The organism is Ruegeria sp. AD2(2025) (assembly GCF_056542385.1).
This window is the reverse complement of record NZ_JBQFZS010000011.1, coordinates 105,267-130,238: the sequence shown is the minus strand read 5'-3', so window position 1 is coordinate 130,238 and position 24,972 is coordinate 105,267. Positions and strand designations below refer to the sequence as shown.

The 24,972-nt window shown below is 56.3% G+C and carries 18 protein-coding genes; 15 read left to right on the top strand and 3 right to left on the bottom strand.

Features of this window, described 5'->3' with window-relative positions:
- Positions 1–13: 13 nt before the first annotated feature.
- The gene (dctP, locus tag ACR1XV_RS18610) at positions 14–1,024 is read right to left on the bottom strand and encodes a TRAP transporter substrate-binding protein DctP (protein WP_480534096.1); all 1,011 of its coding nucleotides are present in this window, start codon (positions 1,022–1,024) and stop codon (positions 14–16) included.
- 98 nt (positions 1,025–1,122) lie between these two features.
- Entirely contained in the window at positions 1,123–2,205 is a 1,083-nt protein-coding gene (locus ACR1XV_RS18605; protein ID WP_480534094.1) for a Gfo/Idh/MocA family protein, read from the bottom strand.
- Positions 2,206–2,372: 167 nt separating this feature from the next.
- On the opposite strand from ACR1XV_RS18605, the gene ACR1XV_RS18600 reads away from it, so the two are divergent.
- From ACR1XV_RS18600 to repC, 5 genes are all read left to right on the top strand, one after another.
- A complete protein-coding gene (locus ACR1XV_RS18600; RefSeq protein WP_480534127.1) occupies positions 2,373–3,026 on the top strand; it encodes a GntR family transcriptional regulator in 654 nt (217 codons plus the stop codon).
- 108 nt (positions 3,027–3,134) lie between these two features.
- Positions 3,135–3,818 carry an IS6 family transposase gene (locus ACR1XV_RS18595; protein ID WP_480534092.1) on the top strand — a complete coding sequence of 228 codons (684 nt, stop codon included), beginning with the start codon at positions 3,135–3,137 and terminating at the stop codon, positions 3,816–3,818.
- Between the two features lie 1,120 nt (positions 3,819–4,938).
- Entirely contained in the window at positions 4,939–6,138 is a 1,200-nt protein-coding gene (gene repA, locus ACR1XV_RS18590) for a plasmid partitioning protein RepA (protein ID WP_480534090.1), read from the top strand.
- Positions 6,138–7,106 (top strand): plasmid partitioning protein RepB, encoded by a 969-nt coding sequence (gene repB, locus ACR1XV_RS18585; RefSeq protein WP_480534088.1) that lies wholly within the window; start codon positions 6,138–6,140, stop codon positions 7,104–7,106. The genes repA and repB overlap by 1 nt, the downstream gene beginning before the upstream one ends.
- A gap of 238 nt (positions 7,107–7,344) precedes the next feature.
- On the top strand, positions 7,345–8,400 hold the full coding sequence (gene repC / locus ACR1XV_RS18580; RefSeq protein WP_480534086.1) for a plasmid replication protein RepC: 1,056 nt from the start codon (positions 7,345–7,347) through the stop codon (positions 8,398–8,400).
- Positions 8,401–8,673: 273 nt separating this feature from the next.
- Here repC and ACR1XV_RS18575 read toward each other — a convergent pair whose 3' ends face one another.
- The gene (locus tag ACR1XV_RS18575; RefSeq protein ID WP_480534125.1) at positions 8,674–9,876 is read right to left on the bottom strand and encodes a Fic family protein; all 1,203 of its coding nucleotides are present in this window, start codon (positions 9,874–9,876) and stop codon (positions 8,674–8,676) included.
- Between the two features lie 471 nt (positions 9,877–10,347).
- Between ACR1XV_RS18575 and ACR1XV_RS18570 the strand changes: the two genes are divergently transcribed.
- The 10 genes from ACR1XV_RS18570 to ACR1XV_RS18525 all read left to right on the top strand — a co-directional run bounded on the left by ACR1XV_RS18570 (position 10,348) and on the right by ACR1XV_RS18525 (position 24,633).
- Positions 10,348–11,280, top strand: coding sequence for an ArdC family protein (locus tag ACR1XV_RS18570; RefSeq protein ID WP_480534084.1), 933 nt, complete (start codon positions 10,348–10,350; stop codon positions 11,278–11,280).
- A 70-nt stretch (positions 11,281–11,350) separates the two neighbouring features.
- Positions 11,351–11,740, top strand: coding sequence for a DUF3768 domain-containing protein (locus ACR1XV_RS18565; protein ID WP_480534082.1), 390 nt, complete (start codon positions 11,351–11,353; stop codon positions 11,738–11,740).
- Between the two features lie 156 nt (positions 11,741–11,896).
- Positions 11,897–13,870, top strand: a complete 1,974-nt coding sequence (locus tag ACR1XV_RS18560) for a ParB/RepB/Spo0J family partition protein (RefSeq protein WP_480534080.1) — start codon at positions 11,897–11,899, stop codon at positions 13,868–13,870.
- 75 nt (positions 13,871–13,945) lie between these two features.
- Positions 13,946–14,539, top strand: a complete 594-nt coding sequence (locus ACR1XV_RS18555; RefSeq protein ID WP_480534078.1) for a regulator — start codon at positions 13,946–13,948, stop codon at positions 14,537–14,539.
- Entirely contained in the window at positions 14,539–15,195 is a 657-nt protein-coding gene (locus ACR1XV_RS18550; protein ID WP_480534076.1) for a DUF6927 domain-containing protein, read from the top strand. The genes ACR1XV_RS18555 and ACR1XV_RS18550 overlap by 1 nt, the downstream gene beginning before the upstream one ends.
- A gap of 105 nt (positions 15,196–15,300) precedes the next feature.
- Complete coding sequence (locus ACR1XV_RS18545; RefSeq protein ID WP_480534074.1) at positions 15,301–19,569, top strand: strawberry notch-like NTP hydrolase domain-containing protein; 4,269 nt, start codon at positions 15,301–15,303, stop codon at positions 19,567–19,569.
- A gap of 14 nt (positions 19,570–19,583) precedes the next feature.
- Positions 19,584–19,889 carry a hypothetical protein gene (locus ACR1XV_RS18540; RefSeq protein WP_480534072.1) on the top strand — a complete coding sequence of 102 codons (306 nt, stop codon included), beginning with the start codon at positions 19,584–19,586 and terminating at the stop codon, positions 19,887–19,889.
- A 122-nt stretch (positions 19,890–20,011) separates the two neighbouring features.
- Entirely contained in the window at positions 20,012–20,740 is a 729-nt protein-coding gene (locus tag ACR1XV_RS18535; protein WP_480534070.1) for a DUF736 family protein, read from the top strand.
- Between the two features lie 298 nt (positions 20,741–21,038).
- Positions 21,039–22,052 (top strand): AAA family ATPase, encoded by a 1,014-nt coding sequence (locus ACR1XV_RS18530; protein ID WP_480534068.1) that lies wholly within the window; start codon positions 21,039–21,041, stop codon positions 22,050–22,052.
- Complete coding sequence (locus ACR1XV_RS18525) at positions 22,021–24,633, top strand: S8 family serine peptidase (RefSeq protein WP_480534066.1); 2,613 nt, start codon at positions 22,021–22,023, stop codon at positions 24,631–24,633. Before ACR1XV_RS18530 ends, ACR1XV_RS18525 begins: the two co-directional genes overlap by 32 nt.
- Positions 24,634–24,972: the final 339 nt, after the last annotated feature.

Below are 24,972 nucleotides of genomic sequence, written 5' to 3'. Positions count from 1 at the left end.
GTCGGTCTTTGGATCAGTTACCGAGGGCGTTGATCTGTTCCAGAGCACCTTCTGGCCAGGAAGCAGCAAATTCGCTTTCAAGGTACATAGACTGAACCTGGTCGCGGAAAGCGGCGAGATCAGGCTCATAGACGGCCAGACCCTGCTCTTCTAGAAAAGCGACCAGTTCCTCCTCTTTCTTGAGCTGGCCCTGACGACCTGATTCCGCGGCCGCATCTGCTGCTTCCTGAACCTTTGCCTGCTGCTCAGGCGTCATGCTGTCCCACACGCCTTTTCCGATCGCGATGTAGTTTAGGTCCACCAGATGTGAGGTCAGGACGATTTGTCCCGTGACTTCATAAAACTTGGCGTCCACAACGGTTGGAAGCGGGTTGTCCTGCCCATCGACGGCACCAGTCGAAAGCGCGGTGTAGACTTCGGAAAAGGACATCGGCGTGGGAGCGGCACCCAGGGCCTTGCCCAGGAATTGCCATGCGTCGGTGCCCGGCATACGCAGGTTCACTCCGGCCAGATCGGCAGGGGTATTTACAGTCAGTTCATCCTTGGTTTGGCGCAGATTCACTTGACGACGGCCCAAATACATGACCGATAACAGCTTGACGCCCAGATCGTTCTCGACGACTTCCTTGAACGGTTCCATCAGCGGGTCATTGAAGACCGCAACCTGGTGTGCGGCGTCCTGGTGGACGTAACCGGCGGTGAATATCGAGAACTCGGGGAAAAACTGAGCCAGTTCTTGCGCCGAGGTGATCGACATTTCAAGGTTACCGCGGCTGATCGCATCAAGTTCGGTACCCTGTGCAAAGATGGTGCCGTTGTAGCTTGGCTGATAGTCCACGAAATCCGCGACCATCGGGGCAAAGACCTCGGCCATGGCGACCGAGCGCTGGTCAGTCTCGGAACCGGATGTCGCCATCCGCAGGGTAATCTTGTCGTCGGCAAAGGCTGGCGCCACCCCACTTGCAGCAAGACCGACTGCAGTCAGAGTAGCAAGCGCCGTGCGCCGGGCGAATTTGGTGATCATGATTATCCTCCCTCTGATAAGTCCGTGGATATGGCCTTAAGTGTACCGCAGATTTTTTTACTTTAGCAAGATAAAATACAAAATACCCGATATTTTGATCAATCAATGATCTCCAGCGGCGAAGTCTCCGCCGTTTCGGCGCAATTTACAGCAACTTCAATGCCCGTTTCGGCCGAAGAAGCGATCGCCTCGACAACTTCAAGTGATCGCAGTCCCTGCAATCCTGACACCAACGGCTCCTCACGGCCGCGAATAACATCCGCGAAGTGGTTCATCTGAGTGACCAGTGGATCTTCGGATTCACATGTTAACGATGTTGCCGAAATCGGCGCCCACCAATCCGGTTCTGCCTCATGCCGCCATAACCTGAGGTCGGGTAATGACAATCCACCCCTGGACCCTCCGATCAGGTAACAGCTTTCGTTCGCAGCCGGATAGGCCGGATTTTCTCTGGACGTCAGCTCCCAGCTCCAGGGTGACACGATGCTGTCAGAAACCGAGATCGTCGCCACCGCGCCGCTTTCGAATGTCAAGATGGCTGAGGCGAGATCCTCGTTTTCGAACCCGCGCGCCGATGGAACCGAAATCGCCCGAACCAAGCTGACATCGCCACAAAAATGGCGCAGAAGATCAACATCGTGCACAAGGTTGACAGAAATCGGTCCGGCGCCTTTTTTCGTCCGCCACGGGGCTGTTTCGAAATAGTAGTCCGGCTTGTAGAACCAACAGGTCGCCTGCACCGCACGTATATCGCCGATTGCACCCGCAACAATTGCTGCTTTGGCAGCCTTGACCATACCGTTGTGACGCCGGTGATGCCCCACCAGTAATGGCAGACCCGCTTTAGCGGCGGCTTTTGTCAGAATGTCTGCTTCCGCGGCTGTCACGGCGATCGGCTTTTCGATCAGGACAGGAGAGCCGTTTGCATAGCAGTTCAGGGCCTGCTCAGTGTGCATAGGCGTCGGCGTTGCCAGAACAATACCGTCTGGTTTGGCGGCCGCGAAAAGTTCGTCCAGCGAGGCAAACACGTCTACTCCCAACTCCATCGCGGCTCGGCGGCATTTTTCGTCCGGATCAACGATGGCTGAAAGCCTCAGGCCCGGAGACCGCCGCAAGACCTCGGCATGTCGGCGGCCGATCAACCCAAAACCAACGACGGCGATGTTTGTGATGTCTGACATAAGCTGATTCTTTCGATTTCCGGGTTATGATCACAACCTTAACAATCTTCATGTGATGTTTTCAATATCATATGATGTTAATACGAATTGATGAATTTCGACACCGTTGCGAACTAACATACATATGTTATTCTGCATGATGAATTTGGAGAAATCTGGTGAAACACATGGCAAAACAGCCGTCTACCATAGGTGCCAGCACCTATCAGCGCATTAAGCGGGATATTATCTTCGGAGAGCTGAAACCCGGCTCCAAACTGAAGCTGGATGCATTGAAGATACGCTATTCAGCAAGTCTTTCGACACTGCGTGAAACCCTTAACCGACTTGCCAGCGACGGATTTGTCGAAGCGCCAGAGCAGCGGGGTTTCCTGGTTACGCCGGTTTCTCGGGAGGATCTGACCGAGATATCAGAGCTGCGTGTCTTGCTGGAATGCCACGCACTGGAACTGTCTATCAAGAACGGTGACACGGATTGGGAAGGGAACCTCGTCGCAGCGCATCATAAGCTACATTTGATGGAGCAGCGGCTTCTCAAAGGGGATGACTCCGAAAAAGAGACTTGGAAACGGTATGATTGGGAATTTCACCAAGCAATGATTGCAGCCTGCAATTCAAGGAACCTCCTGTCCGTACATTCGATAATTTATGACAAATACCTTCGGTATCAGATGCTTGTACTAACCTATCGGGGAGCGGAAGCGGTTGAAGAGCACAAGCTTATGTTTCAGGCGGCTCTAGACCGGGACCATGAACGCGCGGCGGAGATCCTAAAGGGGCATATTGAGAAGGGTCTTGAGCACACACTCGCAGCACTTTAACAGGATATGAATGTGTAGACGGATGTGTCGCAAACTATGAAGCCCAATTGACGAACATGCGTGATCTGACGTTTGTTCCCATCGAATAGTTTTCGAACAGGTTTCAACATGATCTCATTGACAGGCTGCCATTTCCCCAAGGATGCGGTTTTGTACGCTGTATATTTCTATTTGCGGTACACGGTTTCCTATCGTGACTTGGAAGAGATCATGGCCGAGCGCGGCGTGGATGTGGACCACGCCACTCTCAACAGGTGGGTTGTGAAGTACTCACCGATGATCGCAGCGAGAGCACAATCGAAAAAACGCCCAACTCTGAGTTATTGGCGCATGGACGAGACATATGTTCGTGTTCGCGGCAGGTGGATGTACCTCTATCGGGCTGTCGACAAAGCTGGGAACACCCTTGATTTCATGCTGTCTGAGCGGAGAAACCGACCAGCAGCATCCAGGTTCTTCGCCAAAGCCCTGTCTTCCAATGGAATTCCAAACAAGATCGTCATTGACAAAAGTGGGGCCAACGCGGCGGGCATTCGAGAAGTAAACAAAATCCTCAATCGGTTTGGCTGCCCAGCCAAGATCCAAACAGTGAGGTCCAAGTATTTGAATAACATTATTGAGCAGGACCATCGGTTCATAAAGCGTCGCGGCCGGCACATGTGCGGGTTCAAATCGTTCAGATCCGCCTCTGCCACTCTGGACGGCATCGAGGTCGCCAACATGATCCGCAAGCGGCAATTCCCCAGCACAAATGCATCTGGTTTTCGGCTATTCGCCGAGATCGCAGGATAAGTGTGTCCAGTACATATCTGACCCTGGCCGCTCCAAGAGCTTGCGACACATCCGCAACCATTCCCGGATATTTCTGTATTGCTGACTCCCTACCCTCCATACGCGCAAAACAGGACGCTTTTGCGCGCTACATCCGGCATTGCTACGAATTATTATTATACTTGATAAGTATCCCTTATCGCATCTGATTGATTTTGCACGGAAACTGGCCCAAAATAGCAGCCATTATCGGTTTTCTTAAACCACTGGATTCGCGACGGCTTTGGTCCAAAACCCGTAGACCCCTGCCCTGCTCCGACAACAAACCTTTGTCGATGCAGCCCCGTAATCTGCAATTTTGTAAACACGTACCGGCACACATTCCGTCTGCGTCTGCGCTGCAAGGACTAGCGCAGCACGAGGCCAACCAAGGAAAATGAAGAAAACAAGAAAGTGTCGTCCACAGGTTTGGGAAATTCGACAGTCCCTGCGCGTTATCTGCCCTGTCCCTCCCCTGCCCTCTCGGTCGAAGATCAGGAGGCGCTGACTGATCTCTATGTGCACGGCATACCGGTCAACGCGCCGCGCGGTTTGGCACCCGTTCACAAGGACGAATCTGTTACCACCCCTGTCGGAAATTTTTGGTTTGTAACTGACCGGCCTGGCTTCGCCGACAGGTAGGTGCCCTGCCCTATCGGTCTCGACAATAAATAGTCGCTTGTCCAGACTTGCCTGGTATTAGACACCGCTGGTACGAACGAAGCAAATTCACGATTAAAGAATGGCGATGGATCGATACGCCTCCGCACACCGAATCCCGTAGAACCCGGCAGATAGCGACGCCTCGATCATCAAAATACTTCAGTACTAGCTAGGGTTCACATCTCAGCCAAACAAAACTCCAAGATAGCGGACATACGCAATTCTTGGTATTATTTCGTTTTACTTCAATGATTTAAATCAAATCCCACATGTCAAACCCTATTGGTGCTGTGGATAACTTTTACACTACATTTAGATTTTTCTTGCCGGACACACATGTTCATGGCATTCCCTTACTGACGGCAAAAAGCGTCAGACACGCTGTATACCGTCAGAACAACCAAGAGCCTTAACAAAGGCCATGAGTAGGCGGCAGTACATGGATGAACGTAACGTTGGATACACGCAAGGTATAGGATCTTCTGACATCGGAGGATTTGCCGACAATCTGGCTGAATCCCTGGATCGCCAGATGAAGATTGCCTTCGAACCTGAGGAACGAAAGGCCCTACGACGCTTCAGTTCTACTGAAGTTGCGGGTCTTCTGCGCGTTAGCACTTCAAACCTACGCAACCGGCATAAAGACGGCAGCTTCCCTGAAGTGCACACTGACAATCGAGGTCACAGGTTCTACTCGGCTCAAGAAGTTGATGAATTGCGTGACATCTTGGTACGCACAGGAAAGAACGCTGAAGCCTATCGCCCTGGGCGACGCGAGGGCGACCGCCTTCAAGTCATCTCGGTCGTAAATTTCAAAGGCGGTTCCTCAAAAACGACAGCGACAATCCATCTTGCGCAAAGGTATGCTTTACGCGGCTACCGAGTGTTGGTCTTAGATCTCGATCCGCAAGCAAGTTTGACGACGTTCTTTGGCTTCCGACCTGAACTCGAGTTCGCAGAAGGCGGCACAATCTATGATGCCCTGAGATATGAGGAGCAAGTCCCTCTATCGTCTGTTATTCAAAAGACATATTTCCACAAGCTCGACATGGTCCCAGCCGGGTTGATGCTCTCCGAGTACGAGACCGAAACAGCAAACGCCCTCACACGGAGGACGCAGCCCATTTTTGCGGAGCGGCTCGCGCGTGCTTTGGAAGAGGTCGAAACAGAGTACGACGTCGTCCTGATCGATTGCCCGCCACAACTGGGTTTTCTAACCCTGACCGCTTTGGCAGCCTCTACGGGGCTCTTGGTAACGGTTGTACCCGGTATGTTAGACATCGCTTCCATGAGCCAGTTTCTTAAGCTTGCTTCAGAAACAGTGAAAGCCGTTGAAGAAGCCATTGGTCGGCGCGTTACCTGGGATTTCGTTAAGTTCCTGATCACGAGGTACGAACCTTCCGACGGTCCACAGACACAAATGGCGGGCTACTTAAGATCAATTCTGGCCGGCCAGGTCATGACAGAGCCGATGTTGAAATCGACAGCGATCTCGGACGCAGGTATGACCCAACAAACCGTTTACGAAGTTGACCCAAGCCAGTTCATCAGAAAAACAATTGATCGCGCCCTGACAAGCGTAAACGGAGTCGCTGATGAGTTGGAGCAGACGATCCAAATGGCTTGGGGGCGCCGCTGATGGCACGGAAGATCTTCAATCAGGCTCCAAAGGACGAGAAAGCAAGCGCGTCCCCCTCCCCCGTCCAGCCAAAAGCGGCAAAGCTGCCTGGGTCTGTTGGCGGATTGCGCGACTCTTTGCGCGAGATTACGGCAAACTCGATCCGGGATATTGACCCCGCTCAGATCGACATGGATGGTCTGCGTGATCGGCTAGTGCTGGAAGACGCCAGCATCGATGAATTGGCACAGAGCATTCGCAAACATGGCCAGCAAGTGCCGGTTATGGTGCGCCCATCGGCTGAGCCGGACAGGTATCGTATCATTTATGGCCGTCGTAGGCTTGCCGCAATCCGCAAGGTCGGTGGAACGGTCAAGGCAATCGTTCGGACTTTGGATGACGACGCCTCGTTGATCGCGCAGGGCCAAGAGAACAATCTCAGAATTGATCCATCTTTCATTGAGAAATCATTGTTTATCAAAGAGATGCAAGAATCTGGGTATAAGCCCGGCGTCATTCAGGATGCTCTGGGCTTAACCCGGCAAGGCGTATCCAACCACCGGGTAGTAATAGAACAACTGCCTGATGGGTTAGTTCATCTCATCGGGCCAGCCCATGGGATCGGGCGTCGGCAGTGGGGTGATCTAGCTGCATTATCGGAGAAAATAGATTTGGTGGACATCGCCAAGAAGGTAATCGCCGCCCTGCCCGACGACACTCCGAGCCCCGAGAAATTCCAGGCGGTCTACACCGCTTGCTCGAGCAAAGCCCGTGGAGAAAAAAGGCCAATCAGTCGCGGTCAGACATCGGTGATCAAAGATACGAACGGCGGTTCTTTGGGCACTCTAACGGTCGATGACAAAACTATCGCCATCAAGGTCCTCAAAAAGGACAACCCTGAATTCGGCCAGTGGCTCGAAGAGCGCGCAGACGTCACACTTTTGCAACTCTTCGAGCAATGGCGGAATGAAAGCGGCTCGGGATCCTAACCCCAGCCAAAAGGCAAAACACGAGCAGAGGAGAAAAGCGAAGACCGAAAAGAAAAGAGCCCCCCAAAGTTTCCCCTGGAGAGCCCTCATCATCTGATTAGCACCTATGATGTAGCAATCTCCAGCAAACCGGTCAAGAGTCACCGATTCGGTGGACCAACTTTTATTGCCTTTTCCCTTAAGAAGTCCGGGGAAGAGACGGGGAAGGTGTGGGCCAAATGGTCATCGTTAACAAACCATGGCATTCACAAAACTATCGATCGGAAGCGCTGAACTCGATGCGCAATCCAATTCAACATCATCATCTGAAACCGACGTCTGGACCATTTTCAGAGCTCTGAGAGACGCGCGCAGCGTGTTCGGTCTACGGCCCGGCCACATGCAAACACTCCAAGCGATGCTGAGTTTTTTGAAGCCAGGTCATGGCGAAACGGTCTTTGCATCCAATACCTCTATCTGCCAGCGAGTTGGCGGAATTGACGAGCGGACGCTACGTAGGCATATCACCCGCTTCATTGAACTTGGTTTCATCAGGCGTAATGACAGCTCGAACTGCAAACGCTACCGTGTTCGCTCGTCCGACGGTGAATGCGTCAGCTTTGGTTTGTCTCTTACCCCCCTACTGCAACGCGCAAGCGAACTCATCGCCATCGCCCAGGAGATGGAGCACATCCGGCGGGATCAAGTTTTTATCCGAAAACTGATCCTGACAAAACTCGCCCATTTGGAAGAAATCGATCCTACAAATTCGTTTATCCAAGACACACGCAGGGCTCTGAGAAGGAAGCTGAGCCTCACCGAATATCGTGCCCTGCTCGCAGACACGGATGCGGAATGTCAGTGCTTGTCCACTCCTGATGACTCGCCTGAAACGATGAAACTGCCCGCCAATGACGGACAAACTGTCCGGCACCAATCTAAGTCTGAAAAAGAAAAAAAAGATTTAGAAAGCAAATCCCCCAATACGAATCTCAGCCCTGAAAAACTGATATCAGTCTGCGATCAAGCCGTATCGTTCTCCACTGACCAGCTTAAAAACTGGTCTGACATTGAGAACCATGCTCGAACGCTCGCCCCAATGATGGGCATTCACCCAGAGACATTCGAAAAAGCAAAGAATACAGTCGGGACCCAGAAAGCTTCCTGCGCAATCTTCTTCATGCTCCAGCTCGGCCAACGCATCAGAGATTTTGGAGCCTACTTTCACAGTATAACTCTGGGTCAGCGACAGAGCCAGTTTGATCCAGCAGCCTTGGTCGAACGTCTCTCAGCTACCAGTAAGCGGACTGCCTGATGTCCACCGCGGTGGACACTTGGTGGGAAGCGAAAGATATCGGGACAACGAGGGCTAAAAATCTTCAAGTCGCATAGGCCAGCACAACTGCACATCATGTACCCCTATCTATGGAAAACGAACCCAAACGATGTTCTCATTGTTTTTTCCCACTTTCTCAGGCAGCGCATCTAGACGTCCACCGCGGTGGACATTGAAATACATGTGCAACCCACTGCCTTGAATATCCAATCAATGATCCTGTCAAATTAGTACCTACGTTACCTGTCATCATCATTCAGGCAGATCACCATCGCCGAACAAGTTAGGGAAAAGACGTTCCCGGTAATCCAATGGGAAAGCTAACCGTACGGGTGTCTTGGGAGAAGATGAGGTTAGGTACCCCGCGGCGGTCAACTTGCTGAGTGTGTTGCGTGCGGTACGTTCCGAGGTCTTGAGCACGACTTGGGCATCGCCCCGTTCCAATGCCCCATGCCTCAAGACGGCTGCAATCAGATCAGGTGCACGCTTGTCATCGATCGTATCCTGAACGAGGCGGCGATAGCGCTTATCCAGTCCGCCGAGATCGAACAGCTTTGCAGAGAATGTGATCTGATCGAGAGTCACTTTCAGGAACCACTCGCTGAAGCTTTTCATGGCCGACTCTGACAGGTTGCCACGCCCATCACGATCTCCACGCCGCGGACTGTCGGCAAGATCCATCATCCTCTTGTATTCGCCTCGGTCAATCAATCCACGCGCAAGTCCACGCGAGACGGACCAGAGGCCTTGACCACCGATCCCTGCGTTCAGAGCCATGGCATGCGACATCAATCTACTGACGCGCCCATTTCCATCCGGGAATGGGTGGATGTAGTTCAGCCGGTGATGCGCGGAGGCAATCGCAATAATCCGCCCGCTGGAGGATCGATCTGCGATCTGAAACCGTTTGTCGAAATGATCCATGAACGATGCAACACGTGATGACGAAGGTGGCAGGTGCCGCCCTACCGCAACTTCCAGGTCTCCTTCCTGACGCATGCGCCCCGGAAAGATCGGCTCTTGCGTTCCGTCGGGATGTTCGATCACCCGAAACTCATCGGGCATCTCTTCGTAGAAGCTCTTATGAACCCAGGTCAGGAACTCAATGGATGTAGGCCGGGGCAGGGTGCCCTCGCGATGCATCTCGTCAATGGTGCGCTGAACAATGACATGCGCGCGCGCCTCTAGTGCGAGGGGCCGGGTCTCTTCTTCCAGCTCTGCGCCGGCAAGTGCACGCTCGATGTCGCGCGGTCGTGTATTGTGCCCTTCTATGAGGTTCGAGTAGTAACAATTCATCACCCTAACCAGATCGGCAAGTTCCGCTGCACTATCCGGGTGCAGCCCCTGTCCAAGTTGTGTGGCTTCTCTCTGGATATCGACCGAGAGGTCTGCCAATTCAGAGGGAATATACTCTTCGAAGAAGCAAGGTTCTATCCTGGCTGGGGTTTCGAGCATTTTTGCCGATCCTTCGTGGTCGTAAAGCAATTGAAAAATATACATATTTACAAATATCTGGCAAGTAATTGCCGATATTTGTTGCCGATCTCGAATGCCGATCCGAAATTGCCCTACTAAATCAAAGACATCCGCATATGTGCTGGACCCCAACAGTCCCGTCTGGTGCCAATGGGTCCGCGGAAAGTGAAAGTGTCCTTTGGGGTTTGTGACTAATGGAAGAAGGGCCTTGGGGTGCTTCTGACGGGTTCGGGCCGGGTTCCGGTCCGTCATTTCTGCTGAAGGATCTCTCATGCAATCATGTGTCTTACGCATGCTGCGTGCAACAGCTGCCTTGTTGCGGCGGTCATGGCCCTGACCACCTTTTGCGATCTTACCAAATATCTCGGCAACAGGATCGTCAACGATCTCAGATCACGCCCTTCCTCCTGGTCACGAACTTCCCAACCAACATTCGAAAGGAAGCCAGCCATGGCCCGATCCCGTACGCCTAAATTCGATGCCTCAGAGGCCATCACAAACGAAATCATCCGCATCCTTGAGCGCGGTGTCTTGCCATGGCGCAAACCCTGGACAGCTGGTGGCGGCACGCGACCGCTACGCGTTGGCGGAGAGCCTTACCAAGGTATCAACAATTTCCTGCTGACCATGCGGACGCTCATGGCCGGCCACAGTTCTCCCTTCTGGATGACGATCCCGCAGGCCAACGCGCTGAATGCCAAGGTCCGCAAGGGCGAAAAGTCTTCCGTGGTGGTTTACTATGGTCAGTGCCGGACAAGAGGGGAGGGAGGTGACGACGCCGACGATGGTGATGTTGAAGGGACTCGAGCCTTTCGCTTCCAGAAACCATACCGTGTCTTCAACGCTTGCCAGATCGAAGGGCTTCCGCACAGTTTTCACCCTGAACCAAATGCAGAGCCGGATCACCCACCTGCAAAACCCATCCCGCACATCCAGCAGTTTTTTGATGCCATCGACATCACCACAGTATTCTCAGGCACCGAGGCCTACTATCTGGCGCCGGTAGACAAGGTCTATATGCCATCCATCACGCGGTTTCAGGATACGAGACGTTTCTATGGGGTCTGGGCCCATGAACTGGCCCATGCGACCAAGGCACCCCATCGGTTGAACCGGGATTATGGCCTTACCCAATTTGGCAACACCTCTTATGCCCGCGAAGAGATCGTGGCGGAACTGACGTCTTGCTTCCTGGGGCAGGAGCTTGGTTTCTCTGCGCACACGCTCGAGATGAATGCCTCCTACCTTTACAGTTGGTTGTGCGTCTTACGCTCGGACAAGAACGCGATCTTCAAGCATGCAGCCGATGCGCAGCGCGCTTGCGACTATCTGATCGCAAGATCTGAGGCGGGTAGGGCAGGGGAAACCGATCAGGCCGCTTGAGTTGAGATACTCAGGCAAAGGGAAAGAGGGCTTTGGGACGGGTGTTTCAAATCTTCCAAAGGAGAACCCCATGACCGACACCGCGCTGCTTGTGACAGACCGTCCGAACCCTCATGTGATTGCCGCGCAGAACGATGCCTTCCGCAAATTGGCCTGTCTTGGACTCCCACCTGAACGGCCCATTCCGGGTCGGATGCATGTAACCCGATCGCTGATCGAGGCCGGAGATGGCTTCATGACCGAAGCGATAAAAGCCACAGGCGAGTTCGACACGTTCGAGCCCGAGAACGATCCTGACGGATGGCACGACTTTGGTGCTGTCGAGATCCGCGGTGAAACCGTGTTCTGGAAAATTGATCTGTATGAGGCCAACTCCGACTTCCGCTACGGCGCGGAGGCACCGGACAATCCTGCAACCAGCATACGTGTGCTGACCGTCATGATGGCATGCGACTGGTAGGGCAGGGGATGTACCCAAGATCACCACGTCCAAATCTTCGGGCCCGCTGACCCCTCAAAGGGAGAGCGGGCCTATTGTTTTGTGCCCCCCGGATCCGGGGGTTGGTCGCGCATTTGATCGCGCGGTCCGCACAAAATCCATTGAGGAGGACATCCCATGACTGCAAGTTTCAAACCCGTATCCGTTGCAATCGGCGACCTGGTCACTCACCCTGCCAATGTGCGGTGCAATTCCCCCGAATGCTATGCATCCGAGAATATCGCCCATCTCAAGGCCAGCATCGCCGTATTGGGCATTCTCCAGCCTCTTCTGGTACAGAAGATCGACGGTAAGTTTGGCGTTCTCGCCGGTGGCCGTCGCCATGCCGCTTTGCGGGAACTGGCCGCCGACAAAAGCGTGAAGGGCTTTACAAACAAGACCAAGATCGACTGCCGTCTGGTCCCCGACGACTGTGATGTCACGACAGCCCTGTCCCTTGCGGAAAACATCACTCAGGAGCCGATGAACGCCATTGATGAGTTCGAGGCCTTTGCACGCATGATGGAAGTCGATGGGCAGACGCCGGAGACTATCGCAAAGACCTTTGGCACAACCGTCACTGCGGTCAAAGGCCGGTTGCGCTATGGGCTCATTCATCCAGACATCCGTGCCGCGGCTCGCGCCAAGACAATCACACTCGATACGATGAAAGCCTTCGCCGAACATCCGAGCCATGAGGTGCAGCACGAGGTCTTCGAGGCGCTCACGAAGGACGGTGGCTACCTGCAGGCCTATACAGTGCGGCAGGCCCTGAAATCCCGTGGTGTCCAGGTCAGCGACGATATCGGGGCCTTCGTGCGTGAGGATTATGAGGCACGTGGTGGTGCCATCGCGGCGGATCTTTTGGAAGAGCATTCGGTGCTCGAGGATGCGGCGCTCGTCGAGACGATCCTGCTGGAAAAGCTCACCACCGCCGCGGAAGAGGCCCGTCAGAAGATGGGATTTGCCTGGGCCGATGCGGTCGCGCGCTATGATTATTCGGAAATGGCCGACTATGGCCGGGTATATCCCGGACCCATTGAGCCTGATGAAAAAGCGCAGGCGCGCATCGACGATATCGCCGCCGAACTCGAAAAACTGCAGCTCGAGATGGAAGATGAGGGGCTCGATGATGACGCCTACAACTCGCTCTACGAACGTGTGGATGCCCTGGAGGATGAAGCGCGCGATTTGCAGGAGGCCTATAGCGCCGAAGACCTTGCGCGCGCCGGTGTGATCGCGTCGTGGTCCAACGGTCAGGCGACGCTCCATGTCGGTCTCGTGCGCCCCGAGGATAAACCTGAGGTGCCAGACAACCCCACTGGTGCATCTGCTGGCAAAGCGGAGGCGGATGCCGGCGAGATCACCTATCCGGCCTCGCTCGCCGAAGATCTCAAGACCGAGCGGGCGATGGCCCTTGGTGCCGCCATGGCGATGCATCCGGAAGCGACGCTCGATCTGACGCTCTTCAAGCTGGTGAGTGACGTTCTGTGCGCTGGCATGAGTGTCACGACCGCCATCAAGATTGATGCGCGCAAGGAGTATCGCAACCATGCCAAGATGGACGAGATCGATAGCACCTCGCTCGAGCAGGTGTCGGAGACGCATGAAACGCTCGATCTGTCCTGGCTCGATGAGGCCCGGTCGCCTGCCGATCAGTTTGAAGCGTTCCGCGCGCTTGAACAAGGCGAGAAGGCCAAACTCGTTGCCTATGCCACTGCGACCACCACCCAGTCCTGCTTTGCGCGGGACCGGCAGCGCGACAGCCTGATGCATGATTTCGAGGTCGAGATCATGCCCGACATTCGCGCGCATTGGACGCCAAACGCGGCGCTGTTCAACCGCTTCAAGAAGGCCTGGCTCCTGAAGATCCTCGGCGAGGATCTCGGCCTTACCCAAGAAGCGGTCACGTTGGCTACCTCGAGCAAGAAAGAGATCGTCGCCTTTTGCGACAAGCTTTTTGCCGAGCCCTTCGCCACGCTCACGGACGCTCAGCGTGCGGCGGTGGCCGCGTGGTGCCCGCCGATGATGCAGACGGCAGGGGAGACACTTGAGGATGCATCCGAGACCCCGGTGCAGAACACCGAAGACGAAGCCGCGGAAGCGGCCTGAACGATCCATCGACCCGCGCGAGGCGTAGTCCTGCGCGGGTCAGTTCTCTCCCACATCCAATGGAAGGACAGTCCCATGGCTATTCTCAAATTCTCCGCACCATCGGTTGCGGCGCAGATCGATCATGCGCGCGCCTGCAATACGTTCCTGCCCAATTGGAACGGGCCGGTGGACAGGCCCGCCCTGATCCTGATCGTCGGCAATGGCGTACATCTGCGGTCAAACGGTATCGACGGCACGACCACCCGCATCGTCACAACCAAACGGGCCGATCCCTCATTTGCTTTCGCCGAAGGCCTGAATCCGTTTCGTGATCTCGATTGGATGGTGCAGCGCCAGGCTGCGTTCCGGGATCTGACCGGCCAATTCTACACCGATATCCTGGACGATGTGCAGGTGCTCCTCGACCGGGGACTCGGGGCGATCCGGCTCGCCACAGACGGTCACAGCATCCGCATTTTTTTGCGCAGTTCGTCTGACTATCTCATCGGCGGGATGTATGAGGTGCCCTCCGGTCTTGGCGGGACGTTTCGGGTCGTTCTCAAGGACGCCTGTGACAGCTTCGCAATCGTTCAGAATTCCGGCAATTGCGAGGATTTCGACGAGATGTTGCCCTACCGTGTGCCGCTTGATGCGCTCATGGAAATTGATGACCGGAGGGCGGCGTAGTGGGATGGCTGTTTTATACCGACCGCCGCGTCAAATCCTATGCGGATGAGAAGGCGGAGATCGCACGGCTCTGCACATTTGAGACCGACATCCGAAGAACCGAACTGGTCAAAGCCTGCAAGGTCGGCTCGACCTGGTATGCGGCCGCCAAAGTCACGAACCTTGATGGCTCACCCGTCGAAGACAGGACCTATGTGCCCGGTTCTGATGGGTCCATCACCTTCGGGGCTGTCTTCCTCACGCGGTATGATGATGGCTGCTGGGGCTACAAGGACATGGAGGAGAGCGCGGGGCCCGTCGAGTCCCGCGCGCCAATCAACCTGTTGGCGCTACTGTCGGACATCAAAGATCCTGACAGCTACGCCCGTGCCTGGCGTCAGCGGTGTCGGGATTGGGCGGAAATCCCCCATTATGACGAAGGCGACAAAATCAAGCTGGCCGCACCCGTGACGCTGACCGATGGCAGCACCTGCCAATTCATCACTGCGACGCACTACCGGTGCGGGCAGCAAAAACGTCGCTGTTATCGCATCGAGGAAACCGGCGGCCTCGTGCGTCTGTCAAAGGTCTCACTCGCGGGCTCGGAGCTCCTTAGCTCGGCAAAAGGGGCAGCGAGCCCAGTCCTCGCCGAGTTCCTGGCGGGGCAGGAGGAGTGACGAGCAAACTGATACATTATCAGTCGAGCCCTCTTCGCACTCACAAAGTGTAGAGGGGGCTTTTTGTCCTTTGGAATTCAGACCCTGACCCAAAGGACAGACCCCATGGCTGTATCCAGCCCAACACAGACCGCTCACACCATTTCCGAAGCTGATCTCGTTATTGCGCTGCAGCAGATCGGTGCGGAGATCGATCACCAAGCCTTACGCAGTTCATCATTGGCGCGCATCATGCGCGCGTGTTTCGGCGGCAGCGATGCCAGCGGTGCCTGGGATTGGCGCATGGCCTATGACGTGATGCAGGCCGCCGCAGTGCAGGCACTCCTGAACGGTGATAGCGCGCCGGATGAACTATCCTCTGCAAAACTCCTCGCCTTGCGGCTCCTGACGGAGACACGACGTTCGGAGCAGCAGATCCGGCTGCAACAGTTCTCCACGCCGCTGCCCTATGCGGCCCTGGCGGTGCGGGCCGCTGGCATTCGCAAGGATGAGATGGTGCTGGAGCCGTCCGCCGGAACAGGCGCATTGGCCATGTTTGTTGTCCGCGCCGGGGCCAAGGTGATGCTGAATGAGATCGATCCCTTTCGGCAACAGCTCCTGCGGGCTGTCTTCGAATTTGATGTGACGGGCCATGACGGCGAGCATATCGACGATCTCCTGCAGACATCCGTCCAACCCGATGTTGTCGTGATGAACCCGCCTTTTGCCTCTTCGGTCGATCGCTCGAAGGACCGGCACATCGCAGCCAAACATCTTGTCGCTGCGGCCAAGCGCCTCGCACCGGGCGGGCGGCTGGTGGCAATCATGCCGGCGGGGTTCGGACCCGATCGCGACGCGGCGCATTGGTCACGGGTGCGCGGGATTCTGACACCGCGCCTCGCGCTATCCGTCCCCGGGCATGTCTACCGCAAGCTTGGTACCTCCGTGGAAACCCAACTGATGATCTTCGACAAAGTGCAGGAGGACGACGATCTGATCCGCGCCAGCGTGCGAGACCTGGATGAGGCCCTGGGTCATGTCGATGTTGTTGCCGCGACCCGCTGCGAGGCACGCCTCGTGCAGGCAGCGGCGATGCCGTACCCGTCAAAGAGCAGACCTGCGCCCGTCACGCGCAAGAGACCGGTTGCGATTGCCGCTTCCAAGCCCCGCAGCAACGCGGCCGTGCCGCTGACCTTCACCAGCCTTGAGATCCCGCGCGACAATAGGCCGGTTTCGGACATCTATGCGCGCTATCGGCCGCAGCGGATCGATATCGCCGGGGCACAGGACCATCCCACACCGCTGGTCGAAAGCATCGCCATGGCCTCCGTTGCGCCGCCAGCCCCATCAAGCGCAATCACTGAGGGTTTGCGCTTGCCTGCCCGGCTGATCGAAGAGGGCCACCTTTCCGAGGCGCAGCTCGAGACCATCATCATGGCAAATGATGCCCATGCCCGGAACCTGCCCGGCCGGTTCACGATCGATGAGGACCAGGCCCGGATGTCCCGCTGTGACGATGATCCCGAGGCACTTGCCTATCGCCTCGGATACTTCCTCGGCGATGGCACCGGCTGCGGCAAGGGCCGCGAATGTGCCGGACTGATCCTGGTGAACTGGCTCGCCGGACGGCGCAAGGCCGTCTGGGTCTCCAAATCGGCGACCCTCATCGAGGACGCTATCCGCGACTGGACCGATCTCGGGGGCTCGCCCGCAGACATTCAGCCGCTCTCCAAATGGAAACCGGACCAGCCCGTTCCAATGGGCGACGGCATCCTCTTTGTCACCTATGCCACGCTGCGCTCGGCGGGCAAATGTGGCACCACCCGGTTGAGCCAGCTGCTCAAGTGGATGGGCGAAGAGTTTGATGGGGTGCTGGCCTTCGACGAGGCTCACGCCATGCAGAACGCCGCAGGGTCGAGCGAGGGCAGGGGAGTCAAACCCTCCCAGCAGGGGCTTGCGGGCCTCCGTCTGCAACTGGCAACGCCGCGCGCCCGTGTCTTCTATGTCTCCGCCACGGGGGCCACCAGCGTGTATAACCTCGCCTATGCCGCGCGGTTGGGTCTCTGGGGGCAGGGGCCTGAATATCCGTTCCCGAGCCGCGAAAGCTTCGTCTCTGCGATGGAGGCGGGCGGCGTCGCGGCCATGGAGGTGGTAGCCCGCGATCTTAAGACGCTCGGGCTCTATACGGCGCGCGCCCTCAGTTTCGACGGCGTGGAATATGATGTGCTGGAACACGCGCTCACCCCGGCGCAGACCGAGATCTACGATGCCTATGCCTGTGCCTTCCGCACCATCCATCACAATCTCGAAGCCGCGCTGACGGCAACGGGTGTCAATGACGCCTCCGGCAAAACCAATGCCTCCGCCGCGCGCGCCTCTGCCAAATCCCGGTTCGAAAGCACCAAGCAGCGATTTTTCAATCACCTCCTGATGGGCATGAAAGCTCTGACGATCATCCGCGCCATCGAACAGGATCTGACAGATGGATATGCCTGCGTCGTTCAGGTGGTCTCAACCGGCGAAAGCCTGCTGAAACGTCGGCTTGAGGCAATGGACCCGGAAGACGAGCTGGTCGAAGGAGCCCTGACTCCTCGCGACTACGTGCTGAGCTATCTCGAACAGGCCTTCCCGATCCATGCACAAAAGCTCGTCGAGATCGACGGCAATATGGTGGCAGAACCATTACGCGACGACAATGGTGCATTGATTGTTTCGCGCGAAGCGTTGGCCCTGCGGGATGCGGCGATGATGGATCTGATGACACTGGCACCGATCCCTTCTGCGCTCGATCAGATCCTCTGGGCCTTCGGTGACGAGGCGGTGTCCGAAGTGACCGGGCGCTCCATCCGACCATTGAAGGCGGAGGATGGTCACCTCTTCATCGAGAAACGCGCCTCCAGCAGCAATTCCTCCGAGACCCGTGCGTTCATGGACGGCGAGAAAGATATCCTGATCTTCTCCGATGCGGGCGGGACAGGGCGGTCCTATCACGCGGCACAGACAGTGAAAAACCAGAAGCGACGACGCCACTACCTGCTGGAACCCGGCTGGCGCGCCGATGCGGCAATCCAGGGTTTGGGACGCACCCACCGGTCTGCGCAGGTCAGCGCGCCGTTCTTCCGGGTCTGCACCTCGGATGTGCATGGTGAAAAGCGCTTCACCTCCACGATCAGCAAACGCCTCGATCAGTTGGGCGCACTCACCAAGGGCCAGCGTGAGACCGGTTCACAAGGTATGTTCCGTGAGGAAGACAATCTGGAAAGCCCGATCGCACGGGGCGCGCTGCGCGGCTATTATGCCGATCTCGCCGCCGGGCGTGCGGGGGCGATGAGCCATGAGGCATTCACCGATTGGACCGCCTTGCGGCTGACCGATGCGGAGGGGGTATTGCTCGAAGATCTGCCCCCAATCCAACGCTTCCTCAACCGGGTGCTGGCGCTACCCATCCATCTGCAGAACGCGCTCTTTGCGGAATTCATGGGTCGTATTGCCGACCAGACCGAACGCGCGCGCGCTGCAGGCACGCTTGATGTCGGGGTGGAGACCCTGCGCGGCGAGAAGATCGAACAGGTCTCGACCGAAGATCTCTGGACCTGCCCGAAATCTGGCGCGGTGACGCAGATCATCGGGCTCGAGGTGACGAACCCGGTTCATGTGCTGTCAGCTGAAGAGGCCATCGCCCGAAATTCGGACAAACGGTCGATGGTCAATCGTGCCTCCGGGCGCGCGGGCCTGATCTCGGCGCGGCCCATGCAGATGTATGACGAGGATATCGTGACGCTGATGCGCAAGGCCGTGCGGCCGAACGGGTCCAGCTATCTCGAGGAGACCCGTTTTGAGGCGTCCGCCTGGGAGGAGATCGGCAGCTTCGAGTTCATCCACCTTTGGGAGGGAGAGGCCGCCGCCCTGCCGAAAACCTCCACCACCAGGCTCTACCTGTTGACCGGGCTGTTGCTGCCGATCTGGAAAGATATCCCGACCACAAACGAGCGTATCTATCGTGTTACGCCTGATGGTGGCACAAGCATGATTGGTCGCACGTTGAGCGAGGAAGGGGCGGCGGCACTGCGCGCGCGGTTCCTCGTTCCGGATCCGAAAACGCCGCAAGAGATGCTGAGCGCAGCCCTCGGTACCACGACACCTGTCGATCTGGGCCGAGGCCTGACCCTGACGCGCCGCCGTGTCGCCGGCGAGATGCGCCTCGAATTGAATGGTGCCGACAGGGGCATGATTGACGGCCTGAAGGCGTTCGGGTGTTTCACGGAGATAATCGCTTTCCAGCTGCGGGTGTTCCTGCCGCACGGGGACGGTGTCGATTCAGTTGGCATTCTGTCCAGAATTGTCTGCGCAGGCAAAGATGCCACCCAGGATACGGCATCTTTGGCGGCAGAATAGGGAAGGAGGCAAGCATGACACGTGATGAGATCAAATTCGCCGTGGATGCGGGCCAAACCGTGCATTGGGCCAATACCGGCTACATTGTCCACAAGGACCGGCTCGGTCAGTACCTGATCACCTATTTGCCGAACGGAAGCTGCATCGGCCTGACCGACCGGAGCGGGCAACGGTTGAACGGAAAAGAGACGGAGTTCTTCCTCGTCGGATCGGAGAATGTTGACGACGAATACCCGGATCGCCAATCAAGACCAGACGGGCAGGGGAGGGGCACAGCACCTAGAGACGCGGTGGCGCATCCACTCGGACGACGTTTCTGACCCGTAGGCGGGGCTGAAAGGAAAGCGAGCTTTCTGTTTTGTGATCCCATGAGGGGTCGAAAAGCAATCCCGGTTGCCCTGATCAGAGGTCAGGCACCGGCACAAACTGAAGGAAATGACCCATGTTTGCAGGAACCCTGACCAAAACAGCTGAAACCACGGCAACCGCATATTTCGGCATGATCCACAGCAACCGGTTCGACATCGCCATCCAGCTGGAAACCCGCAACAAAATGTCCGAGCGTAGCCCGGATTTCGACGTAACCGCTGTCAACAAGTCGGGTCGCAAGGTGCGCATCGGTACCGCCTGGAACGAGACCGGCAATACCAGCGGCAATCACTATATCTCGATGCAGATCGATGTTGGCTTCGGCCCGTTCCGGGTCAATGCCGTGCAGACGAAAGAGGCGCGCGACGCGAAGAGCGGCGTGTTTGAAATCATCCCGCTTGTTTCAACGGGTACGATGAAATCCGGATCGATCTCCGGCGAATTGACGGCCATGGACGCGGACAACGCCTTCGCGGGCTACATCGCAAACATGATGTTCGACCTCGACTTCACGTTGATCGAGAATGACTTCAAGTCCGAGGACTCGCATCCCGACTATCGGATCGAGATCAGCTCACCGCGCGGCAAGCCAATCCGCGTGGGATCGGCCTGGATGGCCAAGAGTGCTCGCACCGGCAACAACTACCTGTCGCTGCTGGTCAACACGCCCGACGGCGATCTGCGCGTCAATGCCGTTCAGAACGAAGAGCAGCGTGGCGGTCAGACCTTCTCGATCATCCCGTTTGTCGACAGCGGCGAGCAGGATCGGACTGCAAGCGACGTACTGTCGCTGGTTGCTTGACTGAGGAGAAAACCGCAAATTCAGCAGCGCGAGGGGAACCGTGGGTACACGGTTCCCCTTTTTGCCGTGTTGGTTTGGTTGAGAGGGCGACGCGACGAATGGTGAGCTCAAAACGATTGCCAAGCGTCCCTTGGCTGGCGTTGGAATGTACCCAATCGTGCCGTTGGGCTGATTACTGAAGCTTCAATCTGAGGCGCAAACTGAATAATCGGCGTCGAATCCGGGAAATCGGGTGACATTTCCTCTAATCCGTTTATGATTCAATCAATCAGGAGCAGATCATCAAAAGTGAGTAGACGTGGCCCGCAGTGATCTTGTTGTCGATTTGGTCAAGGCCGGTGTAACTGGCGATCAAGCGTCTGTGCGCATGACTGCCGAAGCTATCGCCGCCGACGAGCGGGCGAAGAAGCATACAGGGGTTGCCGACAGAATAGCGCGTGCTTTGACAACCGCGCCTAAGTCGACGGTAAGTGATCGGATGACGTCCAAAGGGGCTCGGCTGCGTGATGGCAGCGGTGCAATCCAACGGCGCGAACCAAATCGTCCCCTCGATAGTTTGTTTCTTGAGAAAGCAACCCGAAACGCCAGTCTGGAATTGGTTGAAGAGCAACTCCGCGCTGACGTCTTGCGTGCGCACGGTCTGGAGCCTCGACACCGAATGCTGCTGACCGGTCCTCCGGGTAACGGAAAAACATCCTTGGCAGAAGGCCTGGCCTATGAATTGGCTTTGCCATTGTTCGTGGTCAGATACGACGCGATCATCACAAGCTACCTCGGAGACACCGCAACACGCCTCAGGCGCATGTTTGAATTTGTCAGAACTGAACCATGCGTGCTTTTTTTTGATGAATTCGATGCGATCGGGAAGGAAAGAGGTGACACCCATGAAACCGGCGAAATCAAACGCGTGGTTACAACACTATTGATGCAACTCGATGACCTTCCGTCCTATTGCGTCCTGGTAGGGGCGACCAATCATCCGGAATTGCTTGATCGCGCAACATGGCGCAGATTTGAAATCAAGCTTGATCTCTCTCGGCCAAGTGATGAACACATGACCGAGTACTTTGCTGCGCGTATGAAGGAATTCTCCGACAATTTCGGGTATACTGCAAAGCGGCTGCGAAATGCTGTTGCACCCATCAATTTTTCAGAAGCAGAAGATTTTTTTATGGATATTCATCGTCGCCTCGCTCTCGCACAGGGCAATGTCACCTTCCGCACACTTGTTAAAGATCGCGTCAACGCATGGACGGCGCAACACGGAAGGATAATTGGTGATGACAGATCGGCCGATTCTACGTCTTCCTGACCCCCGCCCAGATGTCCGACTGCCAGGGACCGCCGATAGACGGCGACGCCCTCAAGGATTGGGGCGCCAAGGGCAATCGGCGCGATTTGGCGATGAGTTCACCCGGCTGGATGAAGCATTTCGCGGTGAAAATGCCGAAATTCTGCTTCGGCAAGATCCCTCAGGGATTGCGCCTGAGCGCGCGCTCGTCTTTGAAACAGTCGTACCTATCTCGCGTTTTCAGAACGCCGCAACAAATGCCGGATTTGAACTCCTGATCGAAGATCCCCTTGGCGATGACTATGATATCCCCGAGGAGATGGTGGACGAATATGCAGGGGCAGCTTCTCCGACGCTCTATGCCACTATGCCCTCAACGGCCGACCTTCAACGGCTCTTAACGTTGTGGAGATCTTATCAGGCCCAGGAGCCGGCGGAGCATGGTTTGGCACCTTGGTGGAACCTCTTCGCTATGCTTTCGGATATCCGCGTGTGGGGGCCTCAAGACAGATTGACGCCTGAAGTCCGTACCGAACTGGTGTATCGGCTAAATCAGGCGGGCGACGAACCGATCCGGCTCGAACTTGAAATCTGGCCGACGGCAAATGCCGCGTTGCGGCGCCGGTGGCTTCAGGACACACGTGCCAAGATCGTAGCGTTGGGCGGTCGCATTCTTGCGACATCTGGCATCGATGAGATTGATTTTGTTTATCAGGCGGTGCTTGCTGAGCTACCCCCTGACTCCGTTCGCGAAATGCTCGCCAACCCGATGGCCCCTGATGGTATTGCCAGTCTCGATGGCTTGCAGTTCATTCTGCCTCAAATGGTCGCCCAATCGTTACCTGACAGCAGCGACGCACTTGAACCACTTGATGGCGCTCTTCCACCCATTCAGGAAGATGCGCCGATCCGCGCCGTTTTGCTTGACGGAACCCCAATCGCAGCCCACCCCGCTCTAAACAACGGGGTTGTCATCGAAGATGTTCATGATCTGGTGCGGCTGTCGCAAGTGGAGCACCGGCGTCACGCAACGTCCATGGCGTCTCTCATTCTGAGGGGAGATCTTGAAGCGGACGGTGAACCAGTTCCAGATGCCCGCCTACTTTCAATTCCTATCCTGATTGACGATGCCCAAGGTGCGTCGTCACCCAACGACCGGCTCTTTGTCGATCTGGTTCATGTGGCGCTCGCGCGTGCATTTCTTGGAGAAGATGCGCTTGCGCCAGATGCACACCTGGTGAATTTCTCAGTCGGTATCTTTCGGGGGCATTTTGCGGGCCGGATTGGATCACTTGCCCGATTGCTGGATTGGTGGTCCGAACGCCATGGCATTCTCTTTATGGTCGCGGCGGGCAATGTTGGCGACGACCTTACAGTTGCAGGTACAAGCTACACAGCCTTCGAAGACGCAGGCCAAGCCGAACAACGAACCATGGTCGAGGCGGCCCAGAAATCTTCACGGCCATTTCGCACATTGCTCGCCCCCGCAGAGGCGATGAATGTTCTTACCGTCGGAGGCGCTTCCCAAGATTTAAGTCCTCCTAGGATGCCTCCACCTGCCGGCTCTATTGTTCTAAACGACGCCGATAACCCTTACCCGGCACTTTCCTCTGCTGTGGGGCTTGGTGCGTTCCGTTCAATTAAGCCAGACATTATTGCTCCTGCTGGTGAACATGAACTTCGCGCGTCTGCAAACGGCCAAGGCGGGGTCCGCTTACGGGTCGTGGACCGATCTCAAAGATCGGGTCTTTATGCGGCAACCGTTCAACAAGGCGCGGCAAACACTTATCGCACGCGAGGCACAAGTTGTGCGAATGCCCTTGCATCTCGGGCTGCGCTCTTTTCAGCGGCTGCGCTGACCGACGATGACGGTCCATTTGGCAATCAGATGGTTGCGCCCCGCGATAAGGCGCTCTTGGTCAAGGCCCTCAGTGTGCATGCCGCAATCTGGCCACCTGCCGCCATCGAAAAATTTGCGACCGAGTATGCACCAAACCCCAGACGCCATGCACAAGCGCGGGAGGAAGTTTGCCGCTATTATGGACATGGCCTCCTCGACAGCGTGAAGATGCGAGAGGCTCCAAGGAATGGCGCAACCCTGGTAGGGCTCGGAACATTGCGTAAAGATCGTGCCGCGATTTTTGATGTTCCACTTCCGCCGTCCTTAAGCGGCGAACGCATTGGTCGCTCGATGACCGTGACTGTTGCCTGGTTTACACCGGTCCGGGTGACACGCGCGCGCTACCGTTTGGCCGCATTGGATGCGATCCCGCATGGATATGATCTTTTCGGAGAACTCATCGAGGACGAAGGATGGGCGCTCGCTATGAAAAACGAACAGCTTGATGCCAACCTTATCAAACGCGGAACTGTTTGGTCACGAAGACTGATTCACAGAAATCCAGTGGTCCCGAACTTTCATACTGATATGCGGCTTCCCATAAGGGTACAGTGTCGCGATAGCTCGGGTGGTGGGTTAAGTCCGGATGACGACATCCGGTTTGCCCTCGCGATCTCTTTGGAAGTTGAAGCAGAAACCGCCTTTGACATTCACAATGAGCTTGAAGCTGCTTTGCGTGTTGGTGTTCGGTCGGAAGGTTAATCTCCAGCAACCGTGGTTAATGATCAGCTCCCGCGAATTCTGCTAAATACACTCAGCATGCGCGAACCAGTCTTCGTCTGCGAGTGCAAACGCCATACTGTCGACCAGAGTCTAGCCTTCCGGCCTCTCCTGCTCGGCTGCGCGTGTCGCAGGTGAGAACAGGCCGCTGGCCTGTCGCGCATTCGGCCATTCGGCCTCACCGCGGCGTTGCGACCAGGCCCCCGGTTTGCCCGCCTCGCGAGCACGTCGCTTCCCGGCCGCTCCGCCGGATTGCGCTCTGGTCTGTTTTGCGGGGCGCAAAACGATCCCGACGCTGCATCCGTCTCCCGCGTCCGGTCG